The sequence below is a fragment of the Arthrobacter sp. zg-Y238 genome (assembly GCF_024385525.1).
Taxonomy (GTDB): Bacteria; Actinomycetota; Actinomycetes; order Actinomycetales; family Micrococcaceae; genus Arthrobacter_B; species Arthrobacter_B jinronghuae.
The window spans coordinates 94,172-108,595 of record NZ_JANFLU010000006.1; the positions used below are offsets into that span (position 1 = coordinate 94,172).

Annotated in this window: 14 protein-coding genes; 10 read left to right on the plus strand and 4 right to left on the minus strand. The window is 67.3% G+C overall.

The window, feature by feature from the left end; genetic code table 11:
* The first annotated feature begins 74 nt into the window (after positions 1-74).
* Positions 75-1,871: a DEAD/DEAH box helicase gene (locus tag NNX38_RS06650; RefSeq protein ID WP_229949470.1), complete on the plus strand. Its 1,797-nt coding sequence runs from the start codon at positions 75-77 to the stop codon at positions 1,869-1,871.
* Positions 1,872-1,964: 93 nt separating this feature from the next.
* Here the strand turns inward: NNX38_RS06650 and NNX38_RS06655 are convergent, their stop codons facing one another.
* On the minus strand, positions 1,965-2,567 hold the full coding sequence (locus tag NNX38_RS06655; protein WP_255797296.1) for an isochorismatase family protein: 603 nt from the start codon (positions 2,565-2,567) through the stop codon (positions 1,965-1,967).
* A gap of 3 nt (positions 2,568-2,570) precedes the next feature.
* Entirely contained in the window at positions 2,571-3,896 is a 1,326-nt protein-coding gene (locus tag NNX38_RS06660; RefSeq protein ID WP_255797297.1) for a nicotinate phosphoribosyltransferase, read from the minus strand.
* A gap of 87 nt (positions 3,897-3,983) precedes the next feature.
* Between NNX38_RS06660 and clpS the strand changes: the two genes are divergently transcribed.
* The 4 genes from clpS to NNX38_RS06680 all read left to right on the plus strand — a co-directional run bounded on the left by clpS (position 3,984) and on the right by NNX38_RS06680 (position 6,851).
* Positions 3,984-4,292: an ATP-dependent Clp protease adapter ClpS gene (gene clpS / locus NNX38_RS06665; RefSeq protein WP_255797298.1), complete on the plus strand. Its 309-nt coding sequence runs from the start codon at positions 3,984-3,986 to the stop codon at positions 4,290-4,292.
* A 57-nt stretch (positions 4,293-4,349) separates the two neighbouring features.
* Positions 4,350-4,907 carry a DUF2017 domain-containing protein gene (locus tag NNX38_RS06670; RefSeq protein ID WP_255797299.1) on the plus strand — a complete coding sequence of 186 codons (558 nt, stop codon included), beginning with the start codon at positions 4,350-4,352 and terminating at the stop codon, positions 4,905-4,907.
* 94 nt (positions 4,908-5,001) lie between these two features.
* Complete coding sequence (gene murI / locus NNX38_RS06675) at positions 5,002-6,003, plus strand: glutamate racemase (protein WP_370646381.1); 1,002 nt, start codon at positions 5,002-5,004, stop codon at positions 6,001-6,003.
* Positions 6,000-6,851, plus strand: a complete 852-nt coding sequence (locus NNX38_RS06680) for an MBL fold metallo-hydrolase (protein ID WP_255797301.1) — start codon at positions 6,000-6,002, stop codon at positions 6,849-6,851. Before murI ends, NNX38_RS06680 begins: the two co-directional genes overlap by 4 nt.
* Before the next feature lie 8 nt (positions 6,852-6,859).
* On the opposite strand, the gene NNX38_RS06685 is transcribed toward NNX38_RS06680, so the two are convergent.
* Positions 6,860-8,266 (minus strand): alpha/beta hydrolase, encoded by a 1,407-nt coding sequence (locus NNX38_RS06685; RefSeq protein ID WP_255797302.1) that lies wholly within the window; start codon positions 8,264-8,266, stop codon positions 6,860-6,862.
* 155 nt (positions 8,267-8,421) lie between these two features.
* Between NNX38_RS06685 and rph the strand changes: the two genes are divergently transcribed.
* The 4 genes from rph (at position 8,422) to NNX38_RS06705 (ending at position 11,643) form a co-directional block, all read left to right on the plus strand.
* On the plus strand, positions 8,422-9,195 hold the full coding sequence (rph, locus tag NNX38_RS06690) for a ribonuclease PH (RefSeq protein ID WP_229949457.1): 774 nt from the start codon (positions 8,422-8,424) through the stop codon (positions 9,193-9,195).
* A complete protein-coding gene (gene rdgB, locus NNX38_RS06695) occupies positions 9,196-9,840 on the plus strand; it encodes an RdgB/HAM1 family non-canonical purine NTP pyrophosphatase (protein ID WP_255797303.1) in 645 nt (214 codons plus the stop codon).
* Positions 9,841-9,935: 95 nt separating this feature from the next.
* The gene (locus NNX38_RS06700) at positions 9,936-10,634 is read left to right on the plus strand and encodes a DedA family protein (RefSeq protein ID WP_255797304.1); all 699 of its coding nucleotides are present in this window, start codon (positions 9,936-9,938) and stop codon (positions 10,632-10,634) included.
* A complete protein-coding gene (locus NNX38_RS06705) occupies positions 10,627-11,643 on the plus strand; it encodes an exonuclease domain-containing protein (RefSeq protein ID WP_255797305.1) in 1,017 nt (338 codons plus the stop codon). The genes NNX38_RS06700 and NNX38_RS06705 overlap by 8 nt, the downstream gene beginning before the upstream one ends.
* A gap of 37 nt (positions 11,644-11,680) precedes the next feature.
* Here NNX38_RS06705 and NNX38_RS06710 read toward each other — a convergent pair whose 3' ends face one another.
* Positions 11,681-12,721 carry an ADP-ribosylglycohydrolase family protein gene (locus NNX38_RS06710; protein ID WP_255797306.1) on the minus strand — a complete coding sequence of 347 codons (1,041 nt, stop codon included), beginning with the start codon at positions 12,719-12,721 and terminating at the stop codon, positions 11,681-11,683.
* A gap of 620 nt (positions 12,722-13,341) precedes the next feature.
* On the opposite strand from NNX38_RS06710, the gene NNX38_RS06715 reads away from it, so the two are divergent.
* On the plus strand, positions 13,342-14,355 hold the full coding sequence (locus NNX38_RS06715) for an aquaporin (RefSeq protein WP_255797307.1): 1,014 nt from the start codon (positions 13,342-13,344) through the stop codon (positions 14,353-14,355).
* The last annotated feature ends 69 nt before the right edge of the window (positions 14,356-14,424 follow it).

Here is a 14,424-nt window from a genome sequence, read left to right on the forward strand (position 1 = left end):
CGCTCAGCGCTGCGCCCGTCCGGTGCCCGCACGGCAACAACCAATCGAGAAATGAGAAAGGTTGCGTTCCCCGCGTGAGTTCCGAAACCCTGTTCGGCGCCGGTGCGTCCCTGCCGCCCGCCTACCCCGAGCGCGCCGCCTGGGGCACCGCCCCGAAGCTGCGTCAGTGGCAGGCGGAGGCGCTGGAGAAGTACTTCGCATCCAATGCCAGCGACTTCCTCGCCGTCGCCACCCCCGGCGCCGGTAAAACCACCTTCGCCCTGCGTGTGGCCAACGAGCTGGTGGAGCGTGGAATCGTCAACCGCATCACCGTTGTCGCCCCCACGGACCACCTGAAACGGCAGTGGGCCGACGCCGCCGCAAAGGTGGGCCTGGCCATCGACCCGAACTTCAAGAACGCCGACGGACGGCACGGGCACGGCTTCATCGGCGTGGCCGTCACCTACGCGCAGGTGGCGTCCAAGCCCATGCTGCACCGTGCCAAGACCGAGGCAGCCCGCACCCTGGTGATCCTGGACGAGATTCACCACGGCGGTGACGCCCTGTCCTGGGGTGACGGCATCCGCGAAGCGTTTGAGCCTGCCGTCAAGCGGCTTTCCCTGACCGGTACGCCGTTCCGCTCGGACACCGCCGCCATCCCGTTCGTGGAGTACGTCGAGGACCGGGACGGCATCCGCCGGTCCAAGGCGGACTACACCTACGGCTACGGCCAGGCGCTGAAGGACCACGTGGTCCGCCCGGTGATGTTTATGGCCTATTCCGGGCAGATGCGCTGGCGAACCAGCGCCGGTGACGAAATGGCTGCGTCGCTGGGCGAAGCCGCGGTGACCAAGGACATCACGGCGCAGGCCTGGCGCACCGCCCTGAACCCCACCGGGGAGTGGATCCCCGCAGTGTTGGCCGCAGCGGACCGCCGCCTCACCGAGGTCCGCCGGTCCGTGCCCGACGCCGGCGGGCTCGTGATCGCAACGGACCACGACGACGCCCGTGCCTACGCCGGCTGGCTGAAGAAGATCATGGGCGAATCACCCACGGTCATCCTGTCCGACGATGCCAAGGCCTCGGAAAAGATCGAGGAATTCTCCGCCGGCACCCAGCGCTGGATGGTAGCCGTGCGGATGGTGTCCGAAGGCGTGGACGTGCCGCGCCTCGCCGTCGGCGTGTATGCCACCTCCACCGCCACCCCGCTGTTCTTCGCACAGGCCGTGGGACGTTTTGTGCGTGCCCGCAAGCGCGGCGAGACGGCGTCGGTGTTCCTGCCCTCCGTGCCGAACCTGATGGCGCTGGCCAACCAGATGGAAGTCGAACGCGACCACGCGCTGGACCGCCCGGACAACCATCTGGAGGAGGAAGGCTTCGGCCTCGAGGACAGCCTGATGGAGGCGGCTAACCGGGAGGAAAAGGCCTCCGGCGAGCTGACCAAGCAGAAGTTCGAGGCCCTGGAATCCCAGGCGTCCTTCGATCGCGTACTGTTCGACGGCGGCGAGTTCGGCACCGGTGGTGCGCTGGGCAGCGAGGAAGAGCAGGATTTCATCGGCATCCCCGGTCTGCTGGACGCGGACCAGATGAGTACGCTGCTGCGCCAGCGCCAGCATGAGCAGCTTTCCCGCAGGGGCCGCCGTTCCGGTGCCGCCGCTGAGGCAGCGCCCGCGGAAGCCCCGGAAGTGGTGGACCACCGCCGGCTGACCGAACTGCGGGGTGAGTTGGCGAAGAACGTTTCCGCCTGGTCCGCCCGCTCCGGCATGCCGCACGGCGTGGTACACAGCGAGCTGCGCCGGATCTGCGGCGGACCGCCCGTGGCCCAGGCCAACGAGGAACAGCTCAATAAGCGGCTGAAGAAGCTGCAGGACTGGTTCATCGGCCGGAAGTAGCTCCGGCCGCAGGGAACAGCAACAGGGAACAGCAGAGGGCCGGCCGCAGCAGCGGCCGGCCCACGCGTTGCGCCCCTGCGCACGGTCGATGTTCTACACCCCGGGGGGGTCGAGTTCGGGCCAGGCCGCGAGCGTGGTCTCGCGCTTGATGCCGCGGCACAGCTCCGGGATCACCGCGGTGGTGTACCCGGCAGCGATCGCGTCCAGAGCGGTGGCGCGTACGCAGTAGTCAGCGGCAAGGCCCAGCACCACCACCTCGTCCACGTCGTTGTCCCGCAGCCAGTCGTCCAGGCTTAATGTCTCGGCGTCTGTCTCCGGCTCGGCTTCCGGCTCCCCGAGGGGCACCTCAACGTCCGGCGCCAGGACGCCCTCAAAACCGGAATACGCGGCTTCGTACTGGCCCTTGCGGAAGAAGGCATCCACCAGTTCGGTGTCCAGGTCCGGGTGCGGCTGGGCGCCGGGGGTGCCGGCCACGCAGTGCCTCGGCCAGGAGTCCACGAAGTCCGGCGTTTCAGAGAAATGCGCACCGGGATCGATGTGCCAGTCCTGGGTGGCGGCGACCAGATCGTACCGGCCGGCGGAGGTTTCCACGTAGTCGGTGATTTCCCCCGCGAGGTCGGCCCCGCCGGCCACAGCCAGCGAGCCGCCTTCACAGAAGTCGTTCTGCACGTCGACAATTATCAGGGCGCGGGCCATTGCTTACTCCTCGTATTCGGTGGGGATGACCGGCTCGCCGCGCTGCAGGCGGTTCACCGAGGTTGGCAGTTCGGCAAGGGACGCTTCGTGCTGCTTGGCAGCACGCGTCACGGCCTCCGGTCCCGTCCAGCCGGGCAGGACTTCGCCGTCGGCCACGAACTGGTGCAGCAGCGTACGGTCGTTGCCGTCGTCCGCCGGCGCGTGGCCGATGCCGATCACCTCGGCGGTTGCCGTGCCGTGTTCGTCCAGCCGGCGCAGTGCGTACTTGCGCCCGCCGAGCGAGACCTTGTTCTTTGCGGCCTTGGCCACGGAAACGAACTCGTGGTCGTCTCCCTCGCGGCTGACCAGTTTGTAGACCATGCCGGCGGTGGGTGCCCCGGAGCCGGTGACCAGGGAGGTGCCGACGCCGTAGGCATCCACGGGAGCCGAGGCCAGGGCTGCTATCGCAAACTCATCGAGGTCGGACGTGACCATGATGCGCGTTTTGGTGTTGCCCAGCTCATTGAGCAGGTCGCGGACCCAGCGGGCCTGCGCCACGAGGTCGCCGGAATCCAGCCGCACGCCGCCCAGCGCCGGTCCGGCGACTTCCACCGCGGTGCGGACCCCGCGCTCGACGTCGTACGTGTCCACCAGAAGTGAGGTGCCAAAGCCCAGGGACGCCGTCTGTGCGGTGAAGGCTTCCTTCTCGGAATCGTGCAGCAGGGTGAAGGAATGCGCGGCCGTGCCCACGGTTTTCAAGCCGTAGCGCAGGCCCGCCTCGAGGTTGGACGTGCTGTCGAAGCCGGCGATCACAGCCGCGCGGGCTGCGGCAACGGCGGCTTCCTCATGGGTGCGGCGCGAACCCATCTCGATGCAGGGACGTCCGTCGGCTGCGGAAGTCATGCGGGATGCTGCGGAGGCAATGGCACTGTCGTGGTTGAGCATGGACAGGATCATGGTTTCGAGGATGCAGGCTTCGCCGAAGGTGGATTCAACGATCAGCAGGGGCGACTGCGGGAAGTACGCCTCACCCTCGGCGTAGCCGTAGATGTTGCCGGAGAAGCGGAAGTCCGCGAGCCACTCAAGCGTGCGTTCGTCCACCACGTTGGTCCTGGCCAGGAAATCCAGCTGCGGTTGTTCGAAGCGGAAATTCTCCAGGGCTTCAAGAATGCGGCCCGTTCCGGCAGCGATGCCGTAGCGGCGGCCCTCCGGCAGCCGCCGGGCAAAGACTTCGAACACGGACCGGCGGGAAGCCGTACCCGAGTGGAGGGCGGCCTGGAGCATGGTGAGCTCGTAGTGGTCCGTATAAAGGGCTGAATTCGGGGTGTGCCGGACGGCGGGACTGTTCACAGGCAAAACTCTAACCCGCGGATCCCCATTGAGTAGAAGGCTGCACGGTGGAGGATCGCAAACCGATTCCTCACTACAATTGGACCCATGGCTACCAGCACCGCGCCCGGAACGGACACCCTGACACGTGAGGAGACGGATACCCTCACGTCTTCGGACGTTCCCTGGGTCGTGATTGTCTGGAACGACCCGGTTAATCTCATGAGCTATGTCAGTTACGTCTTCCAGAGTTATTTCGGCTATTCGGAGTCCAAATCCCACAGGCTCATGCTGGAGGTCCACCAGGCAGGGAAGTCCGTAGTGGCCACCGGATCCCGGGAATCCGCGGAACGCGATACCGTCGCCATGCATTCCTACGGGCTGTGGGCCACCTTCCAGAAGGCGGACGCGGCCTAGCGCCGCCTGCACCGCCTGCACCGCCCGACCCTGAACACAGAACAGAAACGGATATTCGTGGCCACCGGCTTCAAGCTCACCCGTAAGGGCATTACCGCCAACCTGGAACCGGGGGAGCGGGACCTGCTCCGCAAGCTCTTCTCCGATGTGCAGTCCTTGCTGGAACCCGACACCGCCGCGGATGCCGATCCCCTCGCGGCCATGGTCGGCATCGACCCGTCGGCGGCCGTTCCGGATGACTCCGCCCTGCTGAGGCTCCTCCCCAACGGCACCACGGGGAACGACGACGACGCCCTGGAGTTCCGGCGGTTCACGGAACGAACGCTGCGCGAATCAAAACAAGCCGCCCTGCGCGCCGCCGCGCTGCAGCTGGAGACGGCACCGCTTCGACTGGACACCGAGCAGGCGCAGCTCTTTGCCCGCGCCTTGAACGATGTCCGGCTGGTGCTGGCCGACCGCCTGGGGCTGGAAAATGATGAAGACGCCGAGCGGCTGCATGACATCACCGATCCGTCCAAGGCCGAGGACTTGGACGGCTACCTTGCTCTGGTGTACAACTTCGTCACATGGCTGCAGGAGACACTGATGCAGGCGCTGCTCGGCTCCCTGAAGTGACAAGGACTCCATAGCACCGGCAGTCGACTATGTGAGCAACGGCACGGGGCGGTGAATGTGCCCGCGCGCAGGGGAGGACTATGGTCGTTACATTATGAGTTCGAACCCGGCCAGCCCCTCCACCCATCCACTGGGCACGTCTGTGCACGAAACAGTCCGGGTCAAGGACCCGGACGCCCCGATCGGCATCTTTGACTCCGGCGTCGGCGGGCTGACCGTGGCACGCGCGGTCCTTGACCAGCTGCCCAACGAAGCCGTCATGTACGTGGGGGATACCGCCAACGGGCCCTACGGACCCCTGCCGATCGCCGAAGTGCGGGCCAAAGCGCTGGGTGTGATGGACGAACTGGTGGATTCGGGCGTCAAGCTCCTGGTGATTGCGTGCAACTCCGCCTCCGCAGCCGTCCTGCGCGATGCCCGCGAGCGCTACACGCACCGATACGGCATCCCCGTCATCGAGGTCATCCAGCCGGCCGTCCGCCGCGCGGTGGCTGCTACCCGGACCGGACGGATCGGCGTCATCGGAACGGCTGCCACCGTTGGTTCGCGGGCCTACGACGACACCTTTGCCGCGGCCCCGCACCTGCAGGTGTCTTCGGTGGCCTGCCCGGCGTTCGTGGAGTTTGTCGAAGCCGGCATCACGTCCGGGCCCGACGTGCTGGCCACTGCCGAGGAATACCTGGCTCCGCTGAAGGCCCGTGACGTGGACACCCTGGTCCTGGGCTGCACCCACTATCCGCTGCTTACCGGCGTGATTTCCTATGTCATGGGCGACGGCGTCACGCTCGTGTCCAGTGCCGAGGAAACCGCGAAGGATGTCTACCGCGCCCTGATCTCGCACGGGATTGAACGGCGCTCGCAGACCGCGCCGCAGCATACCTTTGTTGCCACCGGAGACTCGGCCTCCTTCGAACTGCTTGCCCGGCGTTTCCTGGGTCCCGAGGTGCTCAGCGTCCAGCAGGTGGAACATGTGGCCGCGCATTACCCCACAGGCAGCATGGCGCGGGTAACCCCGCAGATGATTGCCGCAGCCCGGGCTGATGCCCCTGAACGCACGGAGGCGCACAGCGGCGCTTCCTGGAACGGCACGGTATGAAACTGACCATTGTGGGCTGCAGCGGATCCTTCCCCGGCCCGGCCTCGCCGGCGTCGTGCTACCTCGTGACCGCCAACGACGGCGTCCGGGACTGGCGGATACTGCTGGACCTCGGCAACGGTTCGCTGGGTGCGCTGCAGCGCTACATGGACCTGCGGGACATCGACGCCGTCCTGCTGACCCACCTGCATCCGGACCACTGCATGGATCTGTGCGGCCTCCACGTAGCCGTGCACTGGGACCCCTCCGGCTGGAACCGGGACCGGATCAAGGTTTGGGGCCCGGCGGCAACGGCGGACCGGATGGCAACGGCCTACGGGCTGGAGCTGGATCCGGGCATGCACGAGGATTTCGAGTTCTCCAACTGGACCGCCGGCAGCGCAGTGCAGATCGGGCCGTTCACCGTGACCCCCTACCCGGTGCGGCACCCGGCCGAAGAGGCCTACGCCCTGCGCGTGGAGGCCCGCACCGTGGACGCCGACGGCGAACCCGTACTCCGGACGCTGGCCTATTCCGGAGATACCGATTCCTGCCCCGGGCTGGAAGATGCTGCCCGCGACACCGACGTTTTCCTCTGTGAAGCTGCGTTCCATGAGGGCCGCGACGACGCCATCGAAGGCGTGCACCTGACCGGCCGCCGCGCCGGAGAAGCAGCCACCGCAGCGCAGGCCCGGCGGCTGCTCCTCACGCACCTGCCGGTCTGGAACGACGCCAGCGTCAGCGTCTCGGAAGCGCGCGGAACCTACAGCGGGGACCTCGCCGTCGCCGTGGCCGGTGTCTCCTACGACGTCGGCAGCCCCTTCACCGCGCCGCTCGCCGTGCAGGGCGGGGCGAGGGAAGCGGGATAGGCCCGCCGTCAGCGGCCCTTTCCATGTCCGTGTCCGTGTCCATGTCCGTGGCCGGAGCCGGGATCCTGCGGGTAGCTCCGGTCGTTGACGAATTCTTCGGGGCGGTACCTGATGAAGTCCGCCTCGCCCAGTCCCAGTGATTCGGCTGCCCGGTCAAGCTGCCGGGGCTCGGCCAGGTTTCCCCAGCGTCCGGTGGCAAGGCGTTCGTCCATGGCCAGCACGGCGCCGACCCGCTCCGCGTCGGTGAAGGTGCAGTGCCCGGTCCGTTCGACGTAGGACTGGCGCAGCAGCGCTCCGGCCCCGGCGTCCCGAACCGTCTCCGCATACTCCTCCATGTACTGAACCGGCGCCAGGATGTCGGCCAGGGTATGCATGGTCAGCACCGGCATCAGGAGGTCTCCGTGCGGGGTCGAGGTGCGGTCCATCCAGTCCAGGGCTTCCGGATCCGGCGCAATGTCCGCGGTGGAGGTGAGGGTATGCAGGTCCCGGCGCAGATCCAGGCCGGCACTGCGGTACAGCGCCTTGACCTGCTGCCGCTGCGCCGAGTCCCGCAGCAGGGAACGGTAATCCACCCCTTCGTTCCAGCCGCTGTCACCGTTTGCGGCGTTGACAATCGAGGCACGCGATCCGACCACAAACGGGATCGTCTGCAGCAGCCAGTTGTACTGCGCCTCCTGCTGTGCGGCGAAGTCCTTCCGATCCGGTTCCATGTCTCCGCTGAACCAGGTTGGTGTGTTCATCAGGGCCGCCGCCAATGCCAGCCGGGCCCGGCCCTCCGGCGTCGCCTGTGCCTGCTGTACCGCACCCATCAGGGCATCGATGGTGACACCGGCTTCCTCGGCGGTGCGGAATCCCGTCAACTGCAGGTCCGTTCCGGGCAGAAGCAGTTCAGCGAGCGCGTGGATTCCGTCCAACTGGTAATTGTTCAGGTTGATTCCGCCGCCCAGCAGCCCGCAGGTGCTCACCGCTCCATCCACGCCGCTGTCCGGGGTTTCGGCGATGAGGCTGCTGACCAGGCCGCCCATCGAGGTGCCGAAGGCGATGGTCCGGACCGGCTCGCCCGCCGCGGCCGAGAAGGCGGCCAAGGTGCCCAGCTGGTCCTCGACCGCTGTGCCGAGTGCCCAGCCGGCGGATGCATAGGACGAGGATGCGACCGCGAATCCCCGGCCAGTCAGCGCCTGCGCGGTGGATTCGAAGCCCGGGTCCTCTGCCGGGTTGTCGGGTCCGGGCCGGAAGCCGTGGCTGTAGAGCACCAGCTTGCCGTTCCAGTCCTGCGGCATTTGTGCTGCCCACGTTGCCCCGCCGGGAAGTGTCCCCCCGAGCTCCGTGACATCAGGCTCCGCCGCTGTTGCCGTTGCCGGGGCCGTTGCCAGGGCCAGCGAAACGGCAACCCCCAAAGATGAAAGTCTGCGCATGTGTGTGCCGATCCTTTCTGCGTCATTGCAGGAGGTCTGGGTCAGACGGTACGGCGCCACCCTAGGAGCAGCGCAGCGGACAGGGAAGGGTGGAAGCGCATTATCGTCGGCGCCAGCCCGCCGGGCGCGGACCGTCCGGCCGATAGACTGGGCCCATGACAACCGCCGCAAACAGCCCTGTTTCCACTTCACCCTCTGCAGCCGTCCGCTCCGACGGCCGTACCCCCGACCAGCTGCGGAGCATCACCATTACCCGCGGCTGGTCGAAGCAGGCCGAAGGTTCGGCACTGATCGAGTTCGGCAACACCCGGGTGCTGTGCACCGCGTCGCTGACTCCCGGCGTGCCGCGCTGGCTCAAGGGCGAGGGCAAGGGCTGGGTCACCGCCGAATACGCCATGCTCCCGCGGGCCACCAACACCCGTAACGACCGCGAATCGGTCAAGGGCAAGCTGGGCGGGCGCACGCACGAGATCTCCCGGCTGATCGGCCGCTCGCTGCGTTCCATCATCGACACCAAGGCCCTGGGCGAGAACACGATTGTCCTTGACTGCGACGTCCTGCAGGCCGACGGCGGCACCCGCACCGCCGCCATCACGGGCGCCTATGTGGCCCTCGCCGACGCCGTAGCCTGGGCCAAGGAAAACAAGCTCATTGCCCGCAACGCCAACCCGCTGCTGGACACCGTAGCGGCCATCAGCGTGGGCATCATCGACGGGGTGCCGATGCTGGACCTGCCGTACGTGGAAGACGTCCGGGCCGAAACCGATATGAACGTGGTGGTCACCGGTTCGGGCAAGTTCGTCGAGGTGCAGGGCACCGCGGAAGGCGCTCCGTTCGACCGCGCCGAGCTCGACGCCCTCCTCGACCTGGCCCTGGCGGGTACCGCAGAACTGGCCGTCATCCAGCGGCAGACCCTGGGCCTGGCCTAAATGCCGCAGCCAACAGCGCGTCTGGTCCTGGCCACCCGCAACCCGGGCAAGCTGCGCGAACTGCGGGAACTGCTCCGCGGGCAGGTGCCCGGCCTCGACGTCGACACGCAGGTGATCGACGCCGCCGCGGCCGGTGTCCCCGACGTCGCCGAAACCGGCGTGACCTTTGAACAGAACGCCCTGCTCAAGGCCCATGCGGTAGCCGCAGCCACCGGCCTGCCCGCCGTTGCGGACGATTCCGGGCTGGCCGTTGACGTCCTGGGGGGAGCGCCCGGGATTTTTTCGGCACGCTGGTCCGGCCGGCACGGCGACGACGCCGCGAACCTCGAACTGCTCCTGGCCCAGCTGGGTGACATTCCCGCCGAGCACCGCGGAGCGGCCTTCGTCTGCGCTGCTGCCCTGGCCCTGCCCGACGGCGGCGAGACCGTGGAACGCGGCGAGCTGCGCGGAACACTGCAGGAAGCGCCGCGGGGAGCGGGCGGCTTCGGCTACGATCCGATCCTGCAGCCGGCCGGACTGGACCGCACCTGCGCGGAACTGAGCAGTACGGAAAAGAACGCAATCAGCCACCGCGGCCAGGCCTTCCGCGCCCTGCTGCCTGCCATCATCCTCGCGCTGGCAGAGGGGACTTCGCACGTTTCCTGACCCGCGGCCGGGTTGTGTGATGTGTCCCAAACACGCCGGGCAGGGCAGCTCCGATTCTTCCCCGCCGGGGGGCCTAGGGCAGAATTGAGCGCGAGATGACTATTACACAAGCCGTTACCCCAGCCACCTCCGTCCTCGCCGAAGCCTCAGGCGACCCCTCAGCCCTTGGGGGTGTGGCGGACTGGGCGGTCGGCATGATGGAAAGCATCGGCGCTCCCGGCGCAGGGCTGGCCATTGCCCTGGAAAACCTTTTCCCCCCGCTGCCGAGCGAAATCATCCTGCCGCTGGCCGGCTTCACCGCCAGCCAGGGCAACTTCTCCATTGCCGCCGCGCTCTTCTGGACCACGCTGGGCTCCGTCGTCGGCGCTCTGGCACTCTACGGCCTCGGCGCATGGTTGGGCCGGAACCGGATGCGCCGGCTGGTCGCGAAGGTGCCGCTGGTGGACCTGGAGGACGTGGACAAAGTGGAGGCCTGGTTCGGGCGGCACGGCAACAAGGCGGTGTTCTTCGGCCGGATGATCCCGCTGTTCCGCAGCCTTATTTCGATTCCTGCCGGCATCGAACGGATGCACCTGCTGACCTTCACGGCACTTACCACTGCGGGCAGCCTGATCTGGAACGCAATCTTCATCGCGGCCGGTTATTACCTGGGCGAAAGCTGGCACATCGTTGAACAGTACGCCGGCGTTTTCCAGAAGATCGTTATCGTGGCGGTAATTGCTGCGGCTGTATGGTTCGTGGTTTCCAAGGTGCGTAGCTCGAGGCGGAAGCAGGCGGCCCGCGGCAATGCCTGATGCAGGGCTCTGTTTTACCGCAATAGATTTTGAAACAGCCAACGGTTTCCGGGGTTCGCCCTGTTCCGTTGGGCTTGTAAAGGTCCGGGGCGGCCAGGTTGTCGAGGAAGCGTCCTGGCTGATGCGGCCTCCGGAGGGGCACGACTACTTTGACCCGCGCAACGTGCGGATCCACGGCATTGAACCCGAAATGGTGGCGGGGGCTCCGCGCTTCGGTGAACTCTTTCCGGAGATCGGTGCCTTCATCGGCGATGACCTGCTCGTGGCGCACAATGCCGCTTTTGACCTTGGCGTTATCCGTTCCGCGCTTGAGGTTTCCGAGCTGGCTGGACCGGCGTATGACTACACCTGCACAGTGGTCCATTCACGGCGTACCTACCAGCTGCCTTCGCATTCGCTGCCTTTCGCCGCGGAAGCGGCCGGAGTGCCCCTGCTGAACCACCACGACGCCACCGAGGACGCACGTGCCTGCGCCGGGATCATGGTGGATATTGCCCGGCGCAGCGGAGCACAGTCCATGCCGGAGTTTTTCCTGCGCGACGGCCGGCCGGCGTCCCACCTCCCGGCCTACGTGCCGGGGCAGCATCCGCTTTCCAAAGCCACGCGGGACGCACTGGCGCGTGGCACCGGTACGCCGGCTGCGGCAGGCGGCGTCTGGCAGGGCTGGCCTTCGGAAGGCGAGAATCCGCCGCCTAATCCGTTGGCGGACCCGGCGCATCCGCTGTTCGGCCAGACTGTTGTGTTCACCGGCAACCTGGGCATGGCCCGGCAGACCGCCAAGGACCGGGCCGCAGAGGTCGGCGCCCGCACTGCCAGCAACGTCACCCGCGCCACCAGTGTGCTGGTGGTCGGCGACGGTTTCGAGCCCGGGGACCTGCGCAGCGGACGCCTGACCGGCAAGGCACGGCGGGTACTGGACCTGCACGAGCGCGGCCAGCGCATTGAAGTCCTGTCGGAAGCCGAATTCCTGCAGACCCTCGGCGGCATCTGGCCGCGGGCATCACAGTAGCGGCAGCAAAGTCTCCCAGGGGTCTCCTAGGGGTCTCCTAGGGCGCGACCGTTGCGGCAACGAACCCCGAGGCCAGTTTTTCAATGACGCCGCGTTCCCGCAGCGTCTCGAGGTCGGTTTCCGGAAGGGTGCCGTACCGGGTCCCCAGCAGGCTTCCCGTCACGACGGCGGCCGGTGTGCCGCCCGCCGTTGCGGCGTCCCGGATGGCAGCTCCTGTTGCGGCACTGAGGTTACCGTCTCCCGGGGCAGCGTCGGCTGCGTCTTCCACGGCCTGTGCGGCGTGCAGCCCGATCGCCAGGGCTTCTTCCGATGTGGGTGTTCCGCCCGAGGTGCCGGCCGCTGCCGCGCCCGCACCGCCGTCGTCGTCCAGTACCGCCTGCAGCCGGTCCGCGAGCTCCGGAACTCCGTTAGCCCGGGCCTGCGCCAGTGCCTCCGTTGCCGCGCTGCGGAGCGTTGCCCCCGGTGCCAGCAGGCCGTGGACCATCGAAGCGAAGACTGCGGCGCTGTGCCTTGCCGAAGGATGTCCGTGCGTCAGCGAGGCAGCGTCAAGGGCCAGCTTGTAGACCGTTTCCGTCTGGACGTAGGGGAGCAGCCCGAACGGAGCCGAGCGCACCAGCGCAGCAGGAGTGTTGACGCCGGTGTGGAGCGGGCGCTGCCGGGTACCCATTTCCCCCGTGGAGAGCGCCTGCAGGACGTCGGGATCCAGGTCTGCGTCCCCCTCGGTTCCGGCAGGCTGCAGCAGCGGCTCCGCATCAATGGGGCGGGGCAGCGGTGACGGACCGTTCTCGGGGAGCGACAGGCCCCGGCCTCGCATCCAGCGGAGATACGCCAGCCAGATGCATGCCGTCTCGTCCGCTCCTACTCCCTGATTTGCCCATTCAATGGCTTCAAGCAGCCCGTCGAGGGAATACAGGGCCAGCTGCGTGTCCGCGGTGATCGACGTGCTGGATGCGGATGCGGGCCCGGAGGCTGCGGCTGCCGCATCGCCCAGTGCGCCGCCGAGCAGGCAGCCGCGGATCTTTGCCGACAGGGCAGCGGAGGAGAGGAAAACAGGGGCGGAATCGGGTTCGGGGATCACTCCTCCAGCATAGGCGCTGGGTCCGGAGCGGTCCGTCGGGCTGCGGTTCCCTGGGCTGGGGCCGGGTGTGGGGCTGGCATGGTCCAAGCAGCACAGCGTCCCAGCATGTGGGGAGGAAGTGCCCTGGTATGGTCCCACTGGCAACAGCAGCACCACCGGGTGGGACCCTGTGTTCGAGGCCGGGTCCAGGCAGCACAGCGTCCCAGCATGTGGGGCTGGAGTGCTCTCGGGTGGTCCCACTGGCAGCTGCGCGGACCAGCAGAGCGCCTCGGTCGGGAAAAGCCCTTCGGTTTGTCGCGATCCCAGCGGTTTGTGACAATTCCTGCGCCGCGCGGTGCGGGGATCCGGACATACTGCGGGGATTCGGACACACTGCGGGGACAATCGGCGGGAATCCGGACATGCTGCAGTATCACCGGGCGGGCCCCTGTGTCCCTGGTGTACAGGGCAAATTCAGGAAGTTCACAGCCTGCGCTGACACGGTGGGGTAGTTTGTAGTGAGTTCGCGCATGTCTGCTTCCGCACCGTTCGGTGCAGGCCATGTCGCAGTACCACTTCTGTTCTTATACCGGCGGCCGTGAATCCGGCGTCGCCACCCACACGTTAGGAATCCTTCTTCCATGTCATCTGAGTCCTTACCACTCAGCGGAGCCCGAGCCGTTGTGCCCGCCCGCGATGCAGCGCCTGCGAACGGTGGCTACAACTACGGGTTTGTCGGACGGACGGTAGCCGAGGCTATTGGTTCGTTCCTGCTTCTCTTCGTCGGCATCGGGATTGCCATCTTCGGCAACACCGCCGGCGGCGGCATCGGCTCGCCGCTGGCCTTCGGCCTGGCCCTTGCAGGTGCCATGGCGGCTTTCGGCTTCATTTCCGGCGGCCACTTCAACCCCGCGATCACCCTCGGCAGTGCAGTGGCCGGACGCACGGCGTGGAAGTTCGTCCTGCCGTACATCCTGGCCCAGCTGGTGGGCGCCGTACTCGGTGTTGCAATCCTTTGGGTGGTCATCACCGGCCATGACCAGATCGGTGAGCAGGCCCGCCAGTTCCTGAGCGGCACGGCCAACGGTTACGGGGAGCACTCGACAAACCTCTTCCCGCTTCCGAGCGCGCTGCTCATGGAGGTCGTTGGCGCGGCCCTGCTGACCGCCGTCTTCCTCGGCGCAGCATCCCGCAAGGCAGGCACGGGCTCCCGCAAGTCCCTCGCCGTTTCCGGCGCATTCGCCGTCGGCGTGACCTACGCGGTCCTGCTGACCGTCCTTGTTCCCGTCACCAACGGCGGCATCAACCCGGCCCGTTCCACCGCCGTCGCCATCTTCTCCGAAGGCTGGGCACTGGAGCAGCTGTGGCTGTTCTGGGTTGCACCGCTGCTCGGCGCAGTGATTGCCGGCCTCATCTTCCGCAGCGTCGACATGACCATTGACGCACACAGCAACAACGCTGCCGCCGCCCTGGACGAGGATGCGGACGACACCGACACCGTGAAGCCCGTTGCCGCCAAGCCGGCCAACCCGGCATCCGATGCCGGGAGCACGACGCCGGTTGTGGACGAGGAAGCCCGAGGCTTCTTCGACAAGCCCGCAGACGGCACCGGCACAACCCGTCCGGAGGACGGCACGCCGGGCAACCGCGCCTAAGAGCTTAAGCACTAAACAGCAGGACCCCCCGGGGGCAGCGGCACGCGCCGCTGCCCCCGATCCGTTAAC